Source organism: Piscinibacter gummiphilus (assembly GCF_002116905.1).
In the GTDB taxonomy this organism is placed as follows: Bacteria; Pseudomonadota; Gammaproteobacteria; order Burkholderiales; family Burkholderiaceae_C; genus Rhizobacter; species Rhizobacter gummiphilus.
This window is the reverse complement of sequence record NZ_CP015118.1, coordinates 5,288,973-5,308,418: the sequence shown is the minus strand read 5'-3', so window position 1 is coordinate 5,308,418 and position 19,446 is coordinate 5,288,973. Positions and strand designations below refer to the sequence as shown.

Sequence of the window (19,446 nt, the reverse complement as noted above, 5' to 3'; positions counted from 1 at the left end):
GCTCAAACAAGTGGGCTCGGCCGCCGCTGCGCGGCGGCGACCCCAAGCCGCTGCGCTCCTCGACGCCTCCAACGGGGGGTGAAGAGCCCCGGGCTCGCTTCGCATCGTGCTCGAGGAGGCGCACATCGCCTGCGGCGATGTGCTGCCAGGGACAGGTTCGACGTGGGCGAGCCGACGGTGTCGATCGAGTCGCCGCAAGCGCGCCGATTTTCCCCGGACAGCAATGGGCCTGCGCCGGGATGACGTGTTTTCGGGTGTTGGAGAAGCGTCTCTCAGCCCTTGCGCGGCTGCGGCGCCCCCGCCCCGGCGCGAGGTGCCGGCACGTTGCCGAGCGGCACCGCCGCCGAGTCGAGGTTGTCGAACCAGGTGGACGGCGGCGGATCGCGCTGTTCCATTTCGGCGTCCAGCATGGCGTCGGCCTCGATGGGGTCGTTGAGGCGCGGCGGCACGGGTGCGGCGGAGGCGTCTTCCGCGGCCCCCTTGGCGGGCGCCAGGATCAGATCGCGGGCCGCGGCCGGCGTGGGAATGGAGTCCTCGTACCAGACGTGCATCGGGATGTTCGCCGCGGCGATGACCCGGTCCACGCGGGCGTGGCGCTGGCGGGCGCGGCTGCTTTCCTTGCCGTCCTCGGCGCGCACGTCAACGACGGCGATGACCTGCGACGCGGCATCGCACACGACGATGTCGACCGATTTCAGCCCCACGCGGCGCAGCCACTCGGAATACGAGTTGCGGGTGGGCACCTTCATGAACCGCGACAGCGGCACCTGCGCCAGGATCATGTGGTCGGGCAGGGCGGTGCGCAGCACGAACCAGGCCTTGCGTTCGGCCGGGGTGAGCACGCGCGTGGCCTGGGGCGGCCAGCCGGCCACCGTGTCGAGGGCGTCCATGCCACGGGCCTTCTGGCCCTTCGGCTTGCGCTGGGCGGGCGCAGCGGGGCGGCGTGCCCGTTGCACCAGCACCAGCAGGGCGACCAGCAGCACGAGCCCCGCAATGATCAGCAGTTCCATCTCACGTCGTCGTTAGGGGGGAATGGGTAACCTTAACGTTCGATGAACGCGCGGTCAATTGCGGTAAGTGCGTGCAAATGTCACGTCAGCGCAACCCGGCCGGGCCGCCCAGGCCTTTCATGCCACCCATGCGCTTCATCATCTTCATGAGGCCGCCGCCCTTCATCTTCTTCATCATCCCCTGCATCTGCTCGAACTGGTTGAGCAGGCGGTTGACGTCCTGGACCTGCACGCCTGCGCCCGCGGCGATGCGGCGCTTGCGGGTGGCCTTGAGCAGTTCGGGCTTGCGGCGTTCGAGCGGGGTCATCGAGTTGATGATGCCCTCCATGCGCCGCACGTCACGTTCGGCGCGGTCCATGTCGGCCTGGCCCGCCTTGGCGGCCATCTGCGTGGGCAGCTTGTCCATCAGGCCGGCGAGGCCGCCCATCTTCTTCATCTGGCTGATCTGCGAGAGGAAGTCGTTCAGGTCGAAGTTGTCGCCCGACTTGAGCTTCTCGGCGAGCTTCTGGGCCGCGGCGACGTCGACGCCCTTCTGCACCTCCTCGACCAGCGCGACGATGTCGCCCATGCCGAGCACCCGGCCGGCGTGGCGCGAGGCGTCGAACACCTCGAGGCCGTCGATCTTCTCGCTGACCCCCGCGAACTTGATGGGCACGCCGGTGACCTGGCGCACCGACAGCGCGGCACCGCCGCGCGAGTCGCCGTCGGTCTTGGTCAGCACGATGCCGGTGAGCGGCAGCGCTTCCTTGAACGCACGGGCGGTGTTGATGGCGTCCTGGCCCTGCATGGCGTCGACGACGAACAGGGTCTCGACCGGGTCGACGGCCTTGTGCAGCTCGGCGATCTCCTTCATCAGCGCTTCGTCGATGGCCAGGCGGCCGGCCGTGTCGAGCAGCAGCACGTCGAAATAGTGGCGGCGGGCGTGGTCGAGTGCGGCGCGCGCGATGTCGACCGGCTTGTCGGTGGGCGTGGACGGGAACCACTCGGCGCCGGCCTGCTTCGTCACCGTCTTGAGCTGCTCGATGGCGGCGGGGCGGTACACGTCGGCGGAGACCGTGAGCACCTTCTTCTTGCGCTTCTCGATCAGGTGCTTGGCGAGCTTGGCCGTGGTGGTGGTCTTGCCCGCGCCCTGCAGGCCGGCCATCAGGATCACCGCCGGGGGCTGGGCGGCGAGGTTGATGTCGGAGACCCCCTCGCCCATCGTGGCGGTGAGTTCGCGGTTGACGATGCCGACGAGCGCCTGGCCCGGCGACAGCGAGCCGACCACTTCGGCGCCGAGCGCCTTTTCCTTGACCCGGGCGATGAAGTCGCGCACCACGGGGAGGGCCACGTCGGCCTCGAGCAGGGCCATGCGCACTTCGCGCAGCATGTCCTGGACGTTGTCTTCGGTGATGCGGGCCTGGCCGCGCATCGTCTTGACGAGGCGACTCAGGCGGTCGGTGAGGGTGGAGGCCATGGGGGGGGCGCGGTCCGGAATGCGGGCACGCGAAAGTACACTGTGGCGATGATTTTATCGTCGGGCCTGCCCGCCTCCTTCACGAACCCCGCCACGATCGCGCTGTGGGTACCCAGCCTGCTGGCGCTGGTCGCCTATGGCGCCGCGGTGTGGTGGCGCGACACCGGGGGCGACGGACCCCGTCTGGCCCTGCTGATCGGCTGGGCCGCGCACGCCGCGGCCATCGTGGTGGACATGGCCGGCATCGGCACCGGGGTGACCGGCGCCCGGTTCGGCTTCGCCCCGGCGCTGTCGGCCACGCTGTGGCTCGTGCTGGCGGTCTACGTCGTCGAGAGCCAGTGGGTGCCGCTGCCCGGCGTGCGGCGCACGCTGGCGATGCTGGGCATGGCCGCGGTGGTGCTGGCCGCGCTGTTCCCCGGCGAGTTCCGCCCGCAGATCGCCTCGCCGTGGGCGCCGGTCCACTGGGCCCTCGGCATCGCCTCGTACGGCCTGTTCGGCGCCGCGGTGCTGCATGCCGCCATGCTCGACGCGGCCGAGCGCCGCCTGCGCCTGAAACTGCAGTCGCCCTCCGCCACGCCCATGGGCATGCCGCTGCTCCGCCTGGAGCGGCTCACCTTCCAGTTCGTGGCCGCCGGCTTCGCGCTGCTCTCGGCCACGCTGCTGCTCGGCTGGTGGTTCGCGAACCCCTGGCGCTGGGACCACAAGGCCGTGCTGTCCGTGCTCGGCTGGCTCGTGTTCGCCGGCCTGCTGATCGGCCGGCTCAAGCTGGGCTGGCGCGGCCGTCCGGCGCTGCGCTGGCTGTACGCGGGGGCGGCGCTGCTGCTGCTCGCCTACGTCGGCTCCCGCTTCATGCTCGAGATCGTGTTCCAGCGCGCCCCGTACGGGGCCTGATCATCCGGGACCATTCCATGGCAAGACTCATCTTCTTCGCAGTGCTGTTCCTGGTGCTGTTCCTGCTGCTCAAGCATTTCACCCGCCGCCGTGACCGTGACGACACGGGCACCCCGGCCGCCCCGCCTCCCGCAGACGCAGCCGACCCGTCGCCGGTCATGGTGGCCTGCGCGCACTGCGGCGTCCACCTGCCGCGCACCGAAACCCTGGCCGGACCGGACGGCGTGTACTGCAGCGAGGCCCACCGGGCCGCCGCCGCCCGCGGCCCCGGAAACGACCGATGAGCGCCGGCTCGCCGAAGCCCGCAGAACGCAGTCCCCGCGAAGAACGCCGCCGGGCCGCCCGGCGTGCCATGCAGCCGCGCGAGGAGTCGTGGTTCGGCGCGCTCGGGGTCGCGGGCGACACCCAGGCGCCCGAGGACGGCTGGGTCGACGCGCCGGAGTCCCGGCACGACGGCGACTGGCAGGCCGTGGGCGCGAAGGAATCGGAGTCCCGTTTCCTGAGCCGCCAGGCGCGGCGCATCGTGGGCAGCGGCCAGTCGGCGTTCCAGCGCATCTACGGCGCGTTCCTCAGTGCGCGGGCCACGCTGGGCCTGGCCCTCGTGCTGTCGGTCGTGATCAGCAGCGCGTTCGGCAACCGCCCGCCGATCCTCGTGGCGGCGATCTGCGTCGCGTACGCGGCCATCACGTGCAGCATGTGGCTGTTCCCCCGCGTGCGGCCCGCGGTGCGGCCGAGCACGCTCGCGCGGCTGCGCAGCCCGCAATGGATCGCCACCATCGGGGTCGACATCGTCTGTTTCGTCGGCTTGCATGCCGTGTCGCCGGCCTCGTCGCTCAACTACGTGGCCCTGCTCGTGCTGCCGGTGCTGATGGCCGGCGTGCTCACGCCGCGCCTGATGGCGTTCGCCACCACCGCCTGCATCACGCTCGCGCTGCTGGCACTCGCCGCGTTCGGCGTGGTCAAGGGGGGCGATCTCACCGTGCTGCTCACCCAGGCCGGGCTTGCGGGCGCCGGGCTGTTCGTCGTCACCATCCTCGCCGGCGAACTCGCCGGCCGGCTCGCCCGCGAGGAGCTGACCGCCCGGGGCAGCCTCGAGCTCGCGCGGCAGCAGGCGCAGCTCAACCGCCTCGTGATCGAGGAGATGACCGAGGGCGTGATCGTCGTCGACCGCCGGGGCCGCGTCCGCGCGGCGAACCCAGCGGCACGGGGGCTGCTGGTCACCGAGGGTCTGTCGAGCGAGGCGCCGTTCCAGCTGTGGGGGGTGGACGCGTGGTCGGCCCTCGTGAAATCGGTCGAGCGGGCATTCTCGGACGGGCGCTGGCCGGAAGGCGGGCGCGACGTGGTGCTGACGTTCGACTCCGGCGTCACGCGCACGCTGCGCCTGCGGGTGCGGTTCACGCGCCGCCGCGAGTCCAACGCCACCGAGGAACTGTGCGTGCTGTTCCTGGAGGACGTGCGCAGCGTGCAGGCGCGCACCCGGCAGGAGAAGCTGGCGGCGATGGGGCGGGTGTCCGCCGGCATCGCCCACGAGATCCGCAACCCGCTCGCGGCCATCTCGCAGGCCAACGCCCTGATGGCCGAGGACGCCACCACGCCCAGCCAGCGGCAGCTCACGCGCATGGTCACGGACAACGTGGAGCGCCTCAAGCGCATCGTCGACGACGTGATGGAGGTCTCCCCCGGCGCCGCGCGCGAGCCGGAGGTGATCGACGTCACCGCGCTGGTGGCGTCCACCTGCAGCGAATGGGCGCGCACCGTGGAACTGCCGCTCGGCGAGCAGAGCGTGCTGCGCGTGGACCTGCCCACGCAACCGGTCGGCGTGCTGTTCGACCCCGAGCACCTGCGGCGCGTGCTCGTGAACCTGCTCGACAACGCCAAGCGCCATGCGAGCAACGTCCCCGGCGCCGTGCGGGTGCGCCTGAGCGTGCGGGACGACTCCCGGGCCGTGGTGAGCGTGCTCAGCGACGGCCAGCCCATCCCGCCGGATGTGGAACGTTACCTCTTCGAACCGTTCTTTTCGACGCGCAGCCGCGGAACGGGCCTGGGCCTGTATATTTGCCGCGAATTGTGCGAACGTTACGGCGCGCGCATCGACTACCGGGTCCGGCCGCCGGCCGAACCCAACCGAAACGAGTTTTTCGTGGCCATGCGCCGCCAGCCCCTGCCCACCGGCGGCGTCGGCGAAGCCCGATTGCACCTGACCTCATGACCGTATGAGCTCCCCCTCGCATTTCAGCCTGCTGGTCATCGACGACGAGCCCGACCTGCGCACCCTCTACGAGCTGACGCTGCTGCGGGAAGGCTACGACGTCGAGACCGCCGGCACCGTCGAGGACGCCTGGCTGCACCTGAAGGACCGCACGTACAGCGCCGTCATCACCGACATGCGCCTGCCCGATGGAACCGGTCTCGACCTGCTGCGCCGCCTCGAGGAGGCGGGCCGCCGCGAGAAGGCCATCGTCATCACCGCGTATGGTTCGGCCGAGAACGCGGTCGAGGCGCTGAAGTCCGGTGCGTACGACTACCTCACGAAGCCGGTCGACCTGAAGCAGTTCCGTGCCGTCGTCGCCTCGGCGCTCGGCCGCGGCGCAGGCTCCCCCACGGTGGTGCCGGCGAACCTGCCGTCCGAGAACGGCAAGGCGCCCGCGGCGCCGTTCCCGCAGGGCCTCGCCACGGGACCCGCGGTGGCCGTGTCGGACCCGCCCGCGCCGCCCCTGAGCCCGGCGCTCGCGCGCATGGCGGGGCAGTCGTCGGCCATCCAGCAGGTGAGGGCGCTCGTCGAGAAGGTCGCGCGCAGCATGGCGCCCGTGCTCGTCAACGGCGAGTCCGGCACCGGCAAGGAACTCGTGGCCCGCGCCATCCACGAAGTGAGCCCGCGCGGCGAGGAGCCGTTCATCGCGGTCAACTGCAGCGCCATCCCGGAACACCTGCTCGAGGCCGAGTTCTTCGGCTACCGCAAGGGCGCGTTCACCGGCGCCGCCGACGACCGCGAGGGCTTCTTCCAGGCGGCCGACGGCGGCACGCTGTTCCTCGACGAGATCGGCGAGTTGCCGCTCGCGATGCAGAGCAAGCTGCTGCGCGCCATCCAGGAACGGTCGGTGCGACCGGTGGGGGCGGTGACGGAACAGGCGGTCAACGTGCGCCTCGTCAGTGCCACCCACAAGGACCTGGGCGCGGAGGTGCATGCCGGCCGGTTCCGCCAGGACTTGTACTACCGCCTGAACGTGATCCAGATCCGCGTGCCCGCACTGCGCGAGCGGCTGGAAGACCTGCCGTCCATCTGCGAACGGGTGCTCGACCGCATCGCGCGCGATGCCGGCGTATCGCCCGCGCCGCGCGTGTCCCGCGAGGGCCTGCTGCACCTGAGCCGCTACGGCTTCCCGGGCAACGTGCGCGAACTCGAGAACCTGCTGCACCGCGCGGTGGCCCTCACCGGCGCCGAGACCATCGGCGTGGCCGACCTCGGCGTGCCCGAGCTGGCCCTCGGCCAGGGCGAGCCGGAACTGCGCCTGCCCGCCGAGCCGGAGCCCGTGCGCACCGAGCCCGCACGGCCGGCCGCGCCCGTGCAGCAGCCGCTGCCCACGAACCTCGCCGCCTACCTCGACGAGGTCGAGCGCGACGTGCTCGACCGCGCGCTCGAACGCTACCGCTACAACCGCACCGCCGCGGGCGCGAGCCTCGGCCTGTCGCTGCGCCAGATGCGCTACCGCATGGCGCGCCTGGGCGTGAACGTCGGTGGTGACACCGACGGCAACGACACCGACCGGGGCGACGAGGGTTGACCCCTTGCTGACGCTCGACGATTCCGGCTGGATGTCGGGCGTGCGCCACTGCGTGTCGCCCAACTTCGGGCCGCGGCCCGAGGGCACGGAGGTCGACCTCGCGGTCGTGCACTCCATCAGCCTGCCGCCGGGGCAGTACGGCGGCGGCGAGATCGAGCAGCTTTTCACGAACCGCCTCGACTGGAACGCCCACCCGTACTTCGGCGAGATCCGCGGCATGGAGGTCTCGGCCCACTTCGTGGTGGCCCGCGACGGCGGCATCGTCCAGTACGTCTCCACGCGCGACCGCGCGTGGCACGCGGGACGCTCCAGCTGGCTCGGCCGCGAGAACTGCAACGACTACTCCGTCGGCATCGAACTCGAGGGGCTCGAAGGCGAGACCTTCGAGCCCGTGCAGTACGAGCGCCTCGCCGACCTGCTGATCGCGCTGCTGCGGCGCCTGCCGCTGCGTTCGGTGGCCGGCCACGAGCACGTGGCGCCAGGGCGCAAGTTCGACCCCGGCGCCGGCTTCGACTGGCCCGCGCTCATCGATCGACTGGGCTGGCCCGGTCGGTATTTTCCCGAGGCGGTGCGCGGCACGCGTTGAAACGCTTCACCGGGACGGTGCGGCGGTCGCCTTTGCAAAGCGTTCATCCATGCGGTCTCGCGGGCCGAATGCCCGCCTGAGCGAGCAGGCGCGCCACTTGCCGGCATGGAATGCCGTTGCGATCGGCCCTGTGCGGCAGTGCTGCTCCGCATCAAGGCGGCGATGCACCGCCGGGGTGCCGCAGTGCACTCTCCCTGACGTGATGTGGCACGCTAGCGGTAGTGCTTGTACCTCGAAGAACCCCCAGATATAGTGTCCTTCGTGTTATCCTTTCGTCCCTGGAAAACGCCGCTCCATGCACACGCTCGTTGGATCCTCCTGGGTTGGTCCGAGTCTGTCCCGCAAGGGAGTGGTGTTCGCTCCCGGTGTCTCCCTGGCACCGTCCAGCCGCTCTTTTCCGCCGCTCTTTCCGTTTTTCCTGTCCCGTGCGACTCGCATCTTCCGGACCGGTGCCCAAGCGCCCGCTCCGTGGCAGCGCCATTGCGGCCCGCCGGCCTGATGTGAACCCCACCGAATCCGAATCTGCGCTCCTGCTGTTGACATTGAACAAGAGGTAAACCCATGCAAACCGTCACACCCACCGCCACCCCGTCCGCCCCGACCGCGCAACGCCCGGCCGACGCTCCCTCGCACGCCTCGTCGGCGTACCAGGGTTACCAGATCATCCGCCGCAACGGCGCGGTGGTCTCGTTCGAGCCGAGCAAGATCGCCGTCGCGCTGATGAAAGCGTTCCTGGCGGTGCACGGCACGCAGGGCGCGGCCTCGGCCAGCGTGCGCGAGACGGTGGACGGTCTGACGGAAGCCGTGGTGCGCGCGCTGCTGCGCTCGCGTCCGGGTGGCGGCACGTTCCACATCGAGGACGTGCAGGACCATGTCGAACTGGGCCTGATGCGTGGCGGCCATCACGAAGTGGCGCGTGCCTACGTGCTGTACCGCGAGCGCCGCGCGCAGGAGCGCGTGAAGCAGGGCATCCCCGAGCGCGCGGCCGAGCCGGCGCTGATGGTCACCGACCGCGGCGTGCGCGTGCCGCTCGACACCGGCCGCCTCAAGCAGCTGATCGAATCCGCCTGCGCGAACCTCGGCGTGGACGTCAAGCCCGAGCCCATCCTGGCCGAGACCCAGCGCAACCTGTACGACGGCGTGCCCATCGAGGAAGTGCACAAGGCCGCCATCCTGGCCGCCCGCACCCTGATCGAGAAGGACCCGGGCTACACGCGCGCCACGGCCCGCCTGCTGCTGCACACCATCCGCAAGGAAATCATCGGCGAGGAGCTGCTGCATTCGGAAATGCACACCCGCTACGCCGAGTACTTCCCCGGCTACATCAAGAAGGGCGTCAAGGCCGAGCTGCTCGACGACAAGCTGCTCCAGTACGACCTGGAAAAGCTCGGCAACGCGCTGAAGGCCGACCGTGACCTGCAGTTCGACTACCTCGGCCTGCAGACCCTGTACGACCGCTACTTCCTGCACATCGAGGACACCCGCATCGAACTGCCCCAGGCGTTCTACATGCGCGTCGCGATGGGCCTGGCCCTGAACGAGGTCGACCGCGAAGCCCGCGCCATCGAGTTCTACGAAGTCCTCTCGACGTTCGACTTCATGAGCTCCACGCCCACGCTGTTCAACTCGGGCACCCGCCGCTCGCAGCTCTCCAGCTGCTACCTGACCACCGTGGCCGACGACCTGGACGGCATCTACGAGGCGCTGAAGGAAAACGCGCTGCTGTCGAAGTTCGCCGGCGGCCTGGGCAACGACTGGACCAATGTCCGCGCGCTCGGTTCGCACATCAAGGGCACGAACGGCAAGAGCCAGGGCGTCGTCCCGTTCCTGAAGGTCGTCAACGACACCGCCGTCGCGGTGAACCAGGGCGGCAAGCGCAAGGGCGCCGTCTGCGCGTACCTGGAAAGCTGGCACCTGGACATCGAGGAATTCCTCGAACTGCGCAAGAACACCGGCGACGACCGCCGCCGCACCCACGACATGAACACGGCGAACTGGATTCCCGACCTGTTCATGCGCCGCGTGATGGAAAACGGCGAGTGGACGCTCTTCTCGCCCAGCACCTGCCCGGACCTGCACGACAAGTTCGGCAAGGACTTCGAGGCCGCCTACACCGCGTATGAAGACAAGGTCGCCCGCGGCGAGATCAAGCTCTTCAAGAAGATGCGCGCCACCGACCTGTGGCGCCGCATGCTCTCGATGCTGTTCGAGACAGGCCACCCCTGGATCACGTTCAAGGACGCGTGCAACGTGCGCTCGCCGCAGCAGCACGTGGGTGTCGTGCACTCCAGCAACCTGTGCACCGAGATCACGCTGAACACCAGCGAGACCGAAATCGCCGTCTGCAACCTCGGTTCGGTGAACCTGGTCCAGCACGTCAAGGACGGCCAGATCGACCACGCCAAGCTGAAGAAGACCATCGCCACGGCGATGCGCATGCTCGACAACGTGATCGACATCAACTACTACGCCGTCAAGAAGGCCCGTGACTCGAACCTGCGCCACCGTCCGGTCGGCCTGGGCATCATGGGCTTCCAGGACTCGCTGCACGAGCTGCGCGTGCCGTACGCCTCCGACGCCGCCGTCGAGTTCGCCGACCGGTCGATGGAAGCCGTCTGCTACTACGCCTACTGGGCCTCCACCGAGCTGGCCGAGGAACGCGGCCGCTACTCCACGTACCGTGGTTCGCTGTGGGACCGTGGCGTCCTCCCGATCGACTCGCTGAACCTGCTCGCCGAGCAGCGCGGCGGCTACGTCGAGGTGGACCGCAGCACGTCGCTCGACTGGGACGCCCTGCGCGCCCGCATCGGCCAGCACGGCATGCGCAACTCGAACTCGGTCGCCATCGCCCCGACGGCCACCATCTCGAACATCATCGGCGTCAGCGCCTCGATCGAGCCGTCGTTCGGCAACCTGTCGGTCAAGTCGAACCTGTCGGGCGAGTTCACGGTCGTGAACGAGTACCTGGTGCGCGACCTGAAGAAGCTCGGCCTGTGGGACGACGTGATGGTCATGGACCTCAAGCACTTCGACGGTTCGCTGCGCCGCATCGACCGCGTGCCGGAAGACCTGAAGGCGCTGTACGCCACCGCGTTCGAGATCGAGACGCAGTGGCTCGTGGAAGCCGCCGCCCGCCGGCAGAAGTGGATCGACCAGGGCCAGTCGCTGAACATCTACATGGCCGGCGCCTCGGGCAAGAAGCTCGACGAGACCTACAAGCTTGCGTGGCTGCGTGGTCTCAAGACCACCTACTACCTCCGCACGGTGGGTGCCACGCACGCCGAGAAGTCGACGGTGAAGGCCGGTCAGATGAACTCGGTGTCGAGCGGTGCCGACAGCGGCGCGAAGCTCGCGGCACCCGTGGCCGCGGTCGCTGCGGCACCGGTGCTCGCGCCGGTCACCGAAGCGGCGACGGACGTGAAGTTCTGCGCGATCGACGACCCGGGTTGCGAAGCCTGCCAATGAGCATCGTCCACTGAGCACGGTGATCGAACGACAGCGAGGCGAGGTACGTGAGCCTCCTGTCGTTCATGCCGACGCATCGCTCGCATCACATCCATCGTTGAAAACCGCATCGCGTTTCGATGCGACACAGCAACAGCGAAGTGGCCGCGATGTCAATAAGTGCTTGGTGTTCGAACGCAACACTCTCATAATTCAAACGTACGGGAATTTTCAATATGTTGGTTTGGGAAGAAGACCTTCAACCCTCGATCTCTCACACGGCGAACGGCGCTGCGGCGCCGCTGCGCAACGAGCCGTCGTCGTCTGAGTTCGCAGCACCCGCACTGCAGTCCGCCGTGTCCTCCACGCTTCCTTCGACTGCATCGACCTCCGCTGTTGCGCCCGTTGCCGCTTCGTCGGCACCCGCCGGCCATCGCGTGAAGGCCGCCGACAAGCGCATCATCAACGGCAAGACCGACGTCAACCAGCTGGTCCCGTTCAAGTACAAGTGGGCGTGGGAGAAGTACCTCGCCACGTGCGCGAACCACTGGATGCCGCAAGAGGTCAACATGTCGCGCGACATCGCGCTGTGGAAAGACCCGAACGGCCTGAGCGAAGACGAGCGCCGCATCATCAAGCGCAACCTCGGCTTCTTCGTCACCGCCGACTCGCTCGCCGCGAACAACATCGTGCTGGGCACCTACCGCCACATCACGGCCCCCGAATGCCGCCAGTTCCTGCTGCGCCAGGCCTTCGAGGAAGCGATCCACACGCACGCCTACCAGTACATCGTCGAATCGCTCGGCCTCGACGAGAGCGAGATCTTCAACGCGTACAACGAGGTCAAGTCCATCCGTGACAAGGACGAGTTCCTGATCCCGTTCATCGACGCGATCATGGACCCGAACTTCCACACGGGCACCCCGCAGAACGACCAGACGCTGCTGAAGTCGCTGATCGTGTTCGCGTGCCTGATGGAAGGCCTGTTCTTCTACGTCGGCTTCACCCAGATCCTCGCGCTGGGCCGCCAGAACAAGATGACCGGCGCCGCCGAGCAGTACCAGTACATCCTCCGCGACGAGTCGATGCACTGCAACTTCGGCATCGACCTCATCAACCAGCTCAAGCTCGAGAACCCGCACCTCTGGACCGCGGAGTTCAAGGCCGAGATCAAGGCGCTGTTCCTGCACGCCGTCGAACTCGAGTACCGCTATGCCGAAGACACCATGCCGCGTGGCGTGCTGGGTCTGAACGCATCCATGTTCAAGGGTTACCTGCGCTACATCGCCAACCGGCGTGCGCAACAGATTGGTTTGGAAGAGCTCTTCCCGAACGAGGAAAACCCGTTCCCGTGGATGAGCGAAATGATCGACCTGAAAAAGGAGCGCAACTTCTTCGAGACGCGTGTCATCGAGTATCAATCCGGTGGCGCGCTCTCCTGGGACTGACGTTCGCTGGCTGGGCCAAGCAGCAACAGGTCATGTAAAGGATCAAGATTCGCGGATCGAGGCCGACCGACGCAGAAGCGGCGGCCTTCGATTCGCAACCCCATTCATCGCACCGGGGCGCCCCTCCTGGGCAGACTTTCGGGTGATGGATAACTGGCTTGAGCCGGCACCTCCGCTGGCGCAAGGCAGTGTTTTTTCAACTTGATCAAGGAGAAATGTAATGGCAACTGCAAAGAAGGCTCCGGCCAAGAAAGTCGCGGCGAAGAAGGCCGCTCCGGCGAAGAAGGCCGCTGTGAAGAAGGCCGCCCCGGCCAAGAAGGCTGCCGCCAAGAAGGCGCCGGCGAAGAAGGTTGCGGCCAAGAAGGTCGTCGCCAAGAAGGCAGCACCGGCGAAGAAGGCCGCTGCGAAGAAGGTCGTCGCCAAGAAGGCGGCACCGGCGAAGAAGGCCGCGGCCAAGAAGGTCGTCGCCAAGAAGGCAGCACCGGCGAAGAAGGCCGCTGCGAAGAAGGCCGCACCGGCCAAGAAGGCCGCGGCCAAGAAGGCGCCTGCTGCCAAGAAGGCTGCGCCTGCGAAGAAGGCCGCTGCGAAGAAGGCCCCCGCCAAGAAGGCTGCTGCGAAGCCCGCTGCCAAGCCGGCTGCGAAGAAGCCCGCTGCCAAGAAGGCTGCTGCCAAGCCTGCCGCTGCGAAGCCTGCCGCTGCGCCCGCTGCGCCCGCCGCTGCGAAGCCGGTCGCTGCTCCCGCTGCGAAGACGGCCCTGAGCCCCGCCGCTGCGTGGCCGTTCCCCACGGGCGCCAAGCCCTGAGGATCGGAGCAACGCTCTGCATGAAACCCCGCTCCGGCGGGGTTTTTTTATGGAGCCCCCCAGTCGCTTCGCTCCTGCCCCCGAGCAACTGTGTTCGAAGTCAAGCCGGCAGGCCGTGAATCTCCGGATTCCAGGTCTGCCCGGTACGGGCCATGGCGTTGAGGATGCGCAGCAGCTTGTGGGAACAGGCGGTCAAGGCGACCTTCTTGGGCTTCCCCGCCCCGACGAGCCGAACGTAGAAGGCCTTGATCACCGGATTGAACCTGACCGCCGCCAGGGTGGCCATGTAGAGGGCGCAGCGCACGATGCTGCGACCACCCCAGATCGATCGCTTGCCCCGCTGCTTGCCCGAATCGTTGTTCAACGGGGCCAGCCCGGCGAGCTTGGCTGCTCGGCGACTACCAACGGTGCCGAGTTCGGGCATGAATGCGATCATCGTCGCGCTGGTGGTCTGCGCAACCCCCTTGATGCTCTCCAACCGTGCGTCCAACTCCTGGAAGTGTTCCTTCAGGTGCGTGTGGATGTCGTCGTTGAGCGCGGCGATCTGCTCGTTGAGCGTGAGGATCACGGCATCGATGCTCTTGCGTAGCACGCGCATGGCCCCGGCGCGGCGATTCCTTTCGGCCGTTCGCATGTCCAGCAGCTGGTGACGGCGAACAATCAGGACCCGCAAGGCCTCGACCTGCTCTGGCACGGGTACGAAGCGAATGCCGGCCTGATTCGCCTTGTGCGCCAGGGTGTGGGCGTAATGCGAGAGCGCCCTGGCGTCGATGGCATCCGTCTTGGCCAGGTGACCCTGGCTGCGAGCGAACTCCCTGGCCGCGCGCGGGTTCACGCGGGACACGGACAAGCCTTGGCCGATGAGAAAGCCGATGAGGGCGTTTTCAAGGCCCCCGGTGGCTTCAACCACGATCAAGTTGATCTGTCGGTCGCGCAAATCCTGCCAAAGCAACTCGAATCCGACAGAGTCGTTGCAGGCAGAGTGAGAAACGGCAGAGCCATGAGTGTTCCAGTCGAACTTGGCCTTGGCCACATCGATGCCGATGAACTCACCTGCGGCGACTGCCGGAGTGTCGGAAACAGCAGCGTTTGTCATAGTCCCATCCTTGCAACATACGAAGTGCGTTCAGGTAACTGTTCGGGCTTGGAGACAAACGCAGAACCGTGCACTCACGACTGCTTGGGGGCGAGATCAAGGTCTCAGAGGGGCGACTGGATATGCACGGCGCTGCAAACCTCCACAATCGAGGTTCTCTGCCGACTCGGTGCGGCAGTCAAGCCTCAAGACAAACATACAAGACAAACATACAAGGGGCGCCCCGGGTCGGCCGGGAGACCCGTCCTCGCGGGTGGCTTGATCTGTCGGCTTCGCCTCCCCGCGAACGCGTTCTCGCTTCGGGGCGTCGCTGCGCTCGCCCTGGGATACTCGTCATCCCGGCGAACGCCGGGATCCACTGCGCCACTTCGAGATGACCTCCTGGCCCTGCCTTCACACGACCCGCACGGGCAGCCTGCTCGACGTGCTCGTCGCGCCCAATGCCAAGCGCACCGCGTGCATGGGCCTGCATGGCGATGCGCTGCGCATCCGCCTCGCCGCACCGCCGGTCGATGGTGCGGCGAACGAAGCCTTGCTGAAATGGGTTGCCGCGGAACTCGACGTGGCGCGCAGCGCGGTCACGCTGCAACGCGGCGACACGTCCAAGCGCAAGCAGCTCGCGCTGGACGTGCCCGCGGACACGGTGGCCGCGTGGCTCGGGCGAGTGGCCTCGCCCGAGTGAGGCCTGCGATCAGGCCGCGATCGACGGGTCGATCGTGTGGTTCTGTCCGCCGCGCTGCGCGATCTTGAGCGCGCCGATGCGGTTGCCGAGTTCGATGCACTTGGCGAGCGGCCAGCCGCGTTCCAGGCCGAAGAGCAGGGCGCCGCGGAAGGCGTCGCCGCAGCCGGTGGGGTCGAGGACCTCGGTGGCCTTCACGCCCGGGATGTGCGTGCGCACGCCCTGTTCCCACAGTTCGCAGCCCTCGGCGCCGAGGGTCACGATCACGCCCTTCAGGTGGGAGCGCGAGAGCGACTCGAGCGTGTGGCCCGTGCGGTCGCACAGCATCTTGCCTTCGTAGTCGTTCACGGCGACCCACGTGGCCTGCGAGACGAAGGTCTTCAGGTCGTTGCCGTCGAACATCGGCAGGCCCTGGCCCGGGTCGAAGATGAACGGGATCTTCGCGGCGGCGAGTTGCGCGGCGTGCTGGATCATCGCGTCGCGGCCGTCCGGGGCCACGATGGCGACGCGGATGTCGCGGTCGGTGGGCACGGCGGTCAGGTGCGCCTGCTGCATCGCGCCGGGGTGGAACGCGGTGATCTGGTTGTTGTCCGTGTCGGTGATGATGATCGCCTGCGCGGTGTAGCTGTCCTCGATCACGCGGATCAGGTCGGTGCTCGCGCCCCACGACTTCACGCGGGCCAGGTAGTCCTGCGCGTCGGGACCGGCCGCGGCCATGATCAGCGGGTCACCGCCGAGCTTCGCGAGCGTGTAGGCGATGTTGCCGGCGCAGCCGCCGAACTCGCGGCGCAGCGTGGGCACGAGGAACGACACGTTCAGGATGTGCAACTGCTCGGGCAGGATCTGCTGGGCGAAACGGCCCGGGAACGTGGTGATGGTGTCGTATGCGAGCGAGCCGCAGATCAGGGCTGACATGGGAGGGGTCTCCGTGGTGGCGGCGGCATCGGGTGGCCGCCTGGGGGGTCAAGGATAGAAGATTTCGACGGTGTAGCCGCTCACGCGCGGCCCCTCGGCCGCGAGCACCAGTTGCAGCGTGGCTTCGGCGCCGGCTGCGAGGTGGGCCGGCTGGATGCGGAAGTCGGCGGGCGAGAGCGCGCGCCGCGAGACCATCTGGCCTTCGGAGTCGGTGAGCGTGAGGTCGATCGAGGGCAGCGCGAGGTCCATGTGGCCGCGGTTGCGCAGCACCACCGACAGGCGATACCCGCCGCCGTTCGCCGGCGAGAGCGCGCTGCTTTCCACCGACAGGTCGTCGATGCGGCGCGGCAGGCCCACCGAGCAGCCCAGCTGTTCGCACGCGGCCACCAGCGCCGGGCGTGCGGCCGGCCAGCGGGTGGCCACGACGTCGCGGAAGTGCAGTGCGGCCTGGCCTGCGAGCGTGGCCGACAGCAGCAGCACGAGCAGCGAGAGCCCGAAGCGCACGCGCGGGCTGCGCCAGCGCGCCTTGCGCTTGGCGTCGCGGAGGAAGCCGGGCGAGGCCTTGGCCGACTTCGACGACGTGCTGCGCTTTTTCGGCGGCGGTGGTTCTTCCTCGACCGGCGGGCGTTCGGTGGACGGGTTGTCGGCCTCGACGTCGGCGATCAGCGCGTCGTTGAACTGGGCGTCGGCGAAGTCGACGCGGTCGCGTTCGGCGATGTTCTGGGCAGGCGTCTGCGAGACGTCGTCCTGCTCGGGCTGGAAGAAGCGCGAGTGGATGCGGTCCTCGTCGCTCAGGCTGAAGACGTCCTCGTCCTCGGGCTGTTCGACGGGCGCGCGGTAGGCCGACGTGATGGTCGAGGCCGGCGGCTGCGGTGGCGCGGGGGGCGGGTTCCAGTCGGGCGGGGCGTCGCGTTCGAGGTCGAACAGCCCTTCGATGGCGTTGAAGACCTGGTCACACCGGCCGCACCGCACCCAGCCTTCGGAGACCTTGAGCTGGTCCTGGACGACTCGGAAGACGGTACCGCAGGCGGTGCAACGGGTGGCCAGGCTCATGGCGAAATTTTGCCACGCGCCATCACGGTTTCAGCCGGGCCGTCATCAGGATCCAGCCGTCCTCGCTGTCGCTGACCTCGAGGTCGCACCACGGTGCGTAGGCGGCCTTCAGTTCGTCGGCCTGTCGTTCCAGGATGCCGGCGAGCACGAGGTGACCGCCGGGGGCGACGTGTCCGCACAGCAGCGGGGCCAGCAGCTTGAGCGGTGTCGCGAGGATGTTGGCCAGCACGAGCGGGTACGTGCCGGACGCACCGTCGGGCAGCGCCGCCTTCAGCGTGACGCCGTTGGCCGCCGCGTTGGCGTTGGTGGAGATCACGGCCGCCTCGTCGATGTCGACCGCGTCGATGTCGCGGCCGCCATGCAGCGCCGCGCCGATGGCGAGGATGCCCGAGCCGCAGCCGTAGTCGAGCACGCGCGACCACGAGCCCGAGAACGTCGGCGCCTGGTTGGCGATCCAGCGCAGGCACATGCGCGTGGTGGGGTGCGTGCCGGTGCCGAAGGCGAGGCCCGGGTCGAGGCGGATGAAGCGCTCGGCAGCGGCCGGCGGCTCATGCCACGTGGGCACGATCCAGAACGACGGCGTGATCTCGACCGGCGAGAACTGCGACTGCGTGAGCCGCACCCAGTCCTGCTCGACGACCGGACGCATGGCCTGCACGTGCACCTTCTCCTGCGCCCAGTCCTGGGCGAGCAGCAGCGTGGCGGCTTCGGTGGCGACGTCCTCGTCGGCGAACAGCGCGGTCACGACCGAACGCTGCCAGCCCGCGCTGGGCGGGGGCATGCCCGGTTCGCCGAACAGCGCGCGTTCGGCATCGGTGTCGGCATCGGCGTCTTCCACCGACACCGACAGGGCCTCGAGTTCGTCCATCAACGCATCGGACACGGACTCGACGAGGTCCTCCGGCACCAGGAGCAGCAGTTCGATCATCAGCGCTTGTGCTGGCTCATCCAGCCTTCGAGGTAATGGATGCTGGTGCCGCCTTCGACGAACTTCGCGTCGACCATCAGCTCGCGGTGCAGCGGGATGTTGGTCAGGATGCCTTCGACGACCGTCTCGGACAGCGCGATGCGCATGCGGGCGATGGCCTGCTCGCGCGTGTCGCCGTGCGTGATGATCTTGCCGATCATCGAGTCGTAGTTGGGCGGCACGAAGTAGTTCGTGTACGCATGCGAGTCGACGCGCACGCCCGGGCCACCCGGCGCGTGCCAGGCGGTGATGCGGCCGGGCGACGGCGTGAACTTGTACGGGTCCTCGGCGTTGACGCGGCACTCGATGGCGTGGCCGTGCATCTGGATCTGGCGCTGCGTGAACGGCAGCTTCTCGCCGGCCGCGACGCGGATCTGCATCTGCACGATGTCGATGCCGGTCACGAGTTCGGTCACCGGGTGCTCCACCTGCACGCGGGTGTTCATCTCGATGAAGTAGAACTCGCCGTTCTCGTAGAGGAACTCGAACGTGCCGGCCCCGCGGTAGCCGATGCGCTTGCACGCGGCGGCGCAGCGGTCGCCGATCTTCTCGATCACGCGGCGCGGGATGCCCGGCGCCGGGGCTTCCTCGATGATCTTCTGGTGGCGGCGCTGCATGGAGCAGTCGCGCTCGCCCAGCCAGACGGCGTTCTTGTGCTCGTCGGCGAGGATCTGGATCTCGATGTGGCGCGGGTTCTCGAGGAACTTCTCCATGTAGACCGCCGGGTTGCCGAACGCGGCACCGGCTTCGCTGCGCGTGGTCTGCACGGCGTGGATCAGCGCGGCCTCGGTGTGCACGACACGCATGCCGCGGCCACCGCCGCCGCCCGCGGCCTTGATGATCACCGGGTAGCCGATGGCGCGGGCCTGGCGGATGATCTCCTTCGGGTCTTCGGGCAGGGCACCTTCGGAGCCGGGCACGCACGGCACACCGGCCTTGATCATGGCCTGCTTGGCCGAGACCTTGTCGCCCATGATCCGGATGGATTCTGGCGTGGGGCCGATGAACGTGAAGCCGCTCTGCTCGACCCGCTCGGCGAAGTCGGCGTTCTCGGACAGGAAGCCGTAGCCGGGGTGGATGGCTTCCGCGTCGGTGACCTCGGCCGTCGAGATGATCGCCGGCATGTTGAGGTAGCTCTGGGCCGAGGCGGCGGGGCCGATGCAGACGGCCTCGTCGGCGAGCTTGACGTACTTGGCGTCCCGGTCGGCCTCGGAGTAGACGACGACGGACTTGACGCCCATCTCGCGGCAGGCGCGCTGGATTCGCAGCGCGATCTCCCCGCGGTTGGCAATGAGGATCTTCTTGAACATGCCGCGC

16 protein-coding genes are annotated in these 19,446 nt (G+C 68.3%); 9 read left to right on the top strand and 7 right to left on the bottom strand.

Annotated elements, in window-relative coordinates; all coding sequences use genetic code 11:
• Positions 1–272: 272 nt before the first annotated feature.
• Both A4W93_RS24250 and ffh read right to left on the bottom strand, forming a co-directional pair.
• Positions 273–1,010, bottom strand: coding sequence for a DUF2726 domain-containing protein (locus A4W93_RS24250; protein WP_085753056.1), 738 nt, complete (start codon positions 1,008–1,010; stop codon positions 273–275).
• Between the two features lie 85 nt (positions 1,011–1,095).
• On the bottom strand, positions 1,096–2,466 hold the full coding sequence (gene ffh / locus A4W93_RS24245) for a signal recognition particle protein (RefSeq protein ID WP_085753055.1): 1,371 nt from the start codon (positions 2,464–2,466) through the stop codon (positions 1,096–1,098).
• A 48-nt stretch (positions 2,467–2,514) separates the two neighbouring features.
• On the opposite strand from ffh, the gene A4W93_RS24240 reads away from it, so the two are divergent.
• The 8 genes from A4W93_RS24240 to A4W93_RS24205 all read left to right on the top strand — a co-directional run bounded on the left by A4W93_RS24240 (position 2,515) and on the right by A4W93_RS24205 (position 13,419).
• Positions 2,515–3,357, top strand: a complete 843-nt coding sequence (locus tag A4W93_RS24240) for a cytochrome C assembly family protein (protein ID WP_085753054.1) — start codon at positions 2,515–2,517, stop codon at positions 3,355–3,357.
• A gap of 17 nt (positions 3,358–3,374) precedes the next feature.
• Entirely contained in the window at positions 3,375–3,641 is a 267-nt protein-coding gene (locus tag A4W93_RS24235; RefSeq protein WP_085753053.1) for a PP0621 family protein, read from the top strand.
• Complete coding sequence (locus A4W93_RS24230; RefSeq protein ID WP_085753052.1) at positions 3,638–5,566, top strand: sensor histidine kinase; 1,929 nt, start codon at positions 3,638–3,640, stop codon at positions 5,564–5,566. The genes A4W93_RS24235 and A4W93_RS24230 overlap by 4 nt, the downstream gene beginning before the upstream one ends.
• 4 nt (positions 5,567–5,570) lie before the next feature.
• The gene (locus tag A4W93_RS24225) at positions 5,571–7,139 is read left to right on the top strand and encodes a sigma-54-dependent transcriptional regulator (RefSeq protein WP_085753051.1); all 1,569 of its coding nucleotides are present in this window, start codon (positions 5,571–5,573) and stop codon (positions 7,137–7,139) included.
• Between the two features lie 4 nt (positions 7,140–7,143).
• Positions 7,144–7,725, top strand: a complete 582-nt coding sequence (gene ampD / locus A4W93_RS24220; RefSeq protein ID WP_257790067.1) for a 1,6-anhydro-N-acetylmuramyl-L-alanine amidase AmpD — start codon at positions 7,144–7,146, stop codon at positions 7,723–7,725.
• Between the two features lie 561 nt (positions 7,726–8,286).
• Positions 8,287–11,190: a ribonucleoside-diphosphate reductase subunit alpha gene (locus tag A4W93_RS24215; RefSeq protein ID WP_085753050.1), complete on the top strand. Its 2,904-nt coding sequence runs from the start codon at positions 8,287–8,289 to the stop codon at positions 11,188–11,190.
• A 215-nt stretch (positions 11,191–11,405) separates the two neighbouring features.
• Positions 11,406–12,617, top strand: coding sequence for a ribonucleotide-diphosphate reductase subunit beta (locus tag A4W93_RS24210; protein WP_085753049.1), 1,212 nt, complete (start codon positions 11,406–11,408; stop codon positions 12,615–12,617).
• Between the two features lie 220 nt (positions 12,618–12,837).
• Positions 12,838–13,419: a histone H1-like DNA-binding protein gene (locus A4W93_RS24205; protein ID WP_085753048.1), complete on the top strand. Its 582-nt coding sequence runs from the start codon at positions 12,838–12,840 to the stop codon at positions 13,417–13,419.
• Between the two features lie 100 nt (positions 13,420–13,519).
• Here the strand turns inward: A4W93_RS24205 and A4W93_RS24200 are convergent, their stop codons facing one another.
• Positions 13,520–14,515: an IS110 family RNA-guided transposase gene (locus A4W93_RS24200; RefSeq protein WP_085749163.1), complete on the bottom strand. Its 996-nt coding sequence runs from the start codon at positions 14,513–14,515 to the stop codon at positions 13,520–13,522.
• 373 nt (positions 14,516–14,888) lie between these two features.
• On the opposite strand from A4W93_RS24200, the gene A4W93_RS24195 reads away from it, so the two are divergent.
• Positions 14,889–15,197 carry a DUF167 domain-containing protein gene (locus A4W93_RS24195; protein ID WP_085753047.1) on the top strand — a complete coding sequence of 103 codons (309 nt, stop codon included), beginning with the start codon at positions 14,889–14,891 and terminating at the stop codon, positions 15,195–15,197.
• A 9-nt stretch (positions 15,198–15,206) separates the two neighbouring features.
• Here A4W93_RS24195 and A4W93_RS24190 read toward each other — a convergent pair whose 3' ends face one another.
• Genes A4W93_RS24190 through accC form a run of 4 tightly spaced genes read right to left on the bottom strand, consistent with a single transcriptional unit; the run spans position 15,207 to position 19,439 of the window.
• Positions 15,207–16,109, bottom strand: a complete 903-nt coding sequence (locus A4W93_RS24190; RefSeq protein ID WP_085753046.1) for a carbohydrate kinase family protein — start codon at positions 16,107–16,109, stop codon at positions 15,207–15,209.
• A 48-nt stretch (positions 16,110–16,157) separates the two neighbouring features.
• The gene (locus A4W93_RS30145) at positions 16,158–17,162 is read right to left on the bottom strand and encodes a zinc-ribbon and DUF3426 domain-containing protein (protein ID WP_085753045.1); all 1,005 of its coding nucleotides are present in this window, start codon (positions 17,160–17,162) and stop codon (positions 16,158–16,160) included.
• 22 nt (positions 17,163–17,184) lie between these two features.
• Positions 17,185–18,090, bottom strand: coding sequence for a 50S ribosomal protein L11 methyltransferase (gene prmA, locus A4W93_RS24180; protein ID WP_085753044.1), 906 nt, complete (start codon positions 18,088–18,090; stop codon positions 17,185–17,187).
• Entirely contained in the window at positions 18,090–19,439 is a 1,350-nt protein-coding gene (gene accC / locus A4W93_RS24175; protein ID WP_085753043.1) for an acetyl-CoA carboxylase biotin carboxylase subunit, read from the bottom strand. Before accC ends, prmA begins: the two co-directional genes overlap by 1 nt.
• Between the last annotated feature and the right edge of the window lie 7 nt (positions 19,440–19,446).

Excerpts from the sequence above, each read along its gene's own strand:
- A4W93_RS30145 (WP_085753045.1), bottom strand. The coding sequence starts at position 17,162 with ATGAGCCTGGCCACCCGTTGCACCGCCTGCGGTACCGTCTTCCGAGTC.
- A4W93_RS24250 (WP_085753056.1), bottom strand. The coding sequence starts at position 1,010 with ATGGAACTGCTGATCATTGCGGGGCTCGTGCTGCTGGTCGCCCTGCTG.
- A4W93_RS24205 (WP_085753048.1), top strand. The coding sequence starts at position 12,838 with ATGGCAACTGCAAAGAAGGCTCCGGCCAAGAAAGTCGCGGCGAAGAAG.
- A4W93_RS24230 (WP_085753052.1), top strand. The coding sequence starts at position 3,638 with ATGAGCGCCGGCTCGCCGAAGCCCGCAGAACGCAGTCCCCGCGAAGAA.
- prmA (WP_085753044.1), bottom strand. The coding sequence starts at position 18,090 with ATGATCGAACTGCTGCTCCTGGTGCCGGAGGACCTCGTCGAGTCCGTG.
- A4W93_RS24195 (WP_085753047.1), top strand. The coding sequence starts at position 14,889 with ATGACCTCCTGGCCCTGCCTTCACACGACCCGCACGGGCAGCCTGCTC.
- A4W93_RS24215 (WP_085753050.1), top strand. The coding sequence starts at position 8,287 with ATGCAAACCGTCACACCCACCGCCACCCCGTCCGCCCCGACCGCGCAA.
- A4W93_RS24225 (WP_085753051.1), top strand. The coding sequence starts at position 5,571 with ATGAGCTCCCCCTCGCATTTCAGCCTGCTGGTCATCGACGACGAGCCC.
- A4W93_RS24235 (WP_085753053.1), top strand. The coding sequence starts at position 3,375 with ATGGCAAGACTCATCTTCTTCGCAGTGCTGTTCCTGGTGCTGTTCCTG.
- A4W93_RS24240 (WP_085753054.1), top strand. The coding sequence starts at position 2,515 with ATGATTTTATCGTCGGGCCTGCCCGCCTCCTTCACGAACCCCGCCACG.
- ffh (WP_085753055.1), bottom strand. The coding sequence starts at position 2,466 with ATGGCCTCCACCCTCACCGACCGCCTGAGTCGCCTCGTCAAGACGATG.
- accC (WP_085753043.1), bottom strand. The coding sequence starts at position 19,439 with ATGTTCAAGAAGATCCTCATTGCCAACCGCGGGGAGATCGCGCTGCGA.
- A4W93_RS24190 (WP_085753046.1), bottom strand. The coding sequence starts at position 16,109 with ATGTCAGCCCTGATCTGCGGCTCGCTCGCATACGACACCATCACCACG.
- A4W93_RS24200 (WP_085749163.1), bottom strand. The coding sequence starts at position 14,515 with ATGACAAACGCTGCTGTTTCCGACACTCCGGCAGTCGCCGCAGGTGAG.
- A4W93_RS24210 (WP_085753049.1), top strand. The coding sequence starts at position 11,406 with ATGTTGGTTTGGGAAGAAGACCTTCAACCCTCGATCTCTCACACGGCG.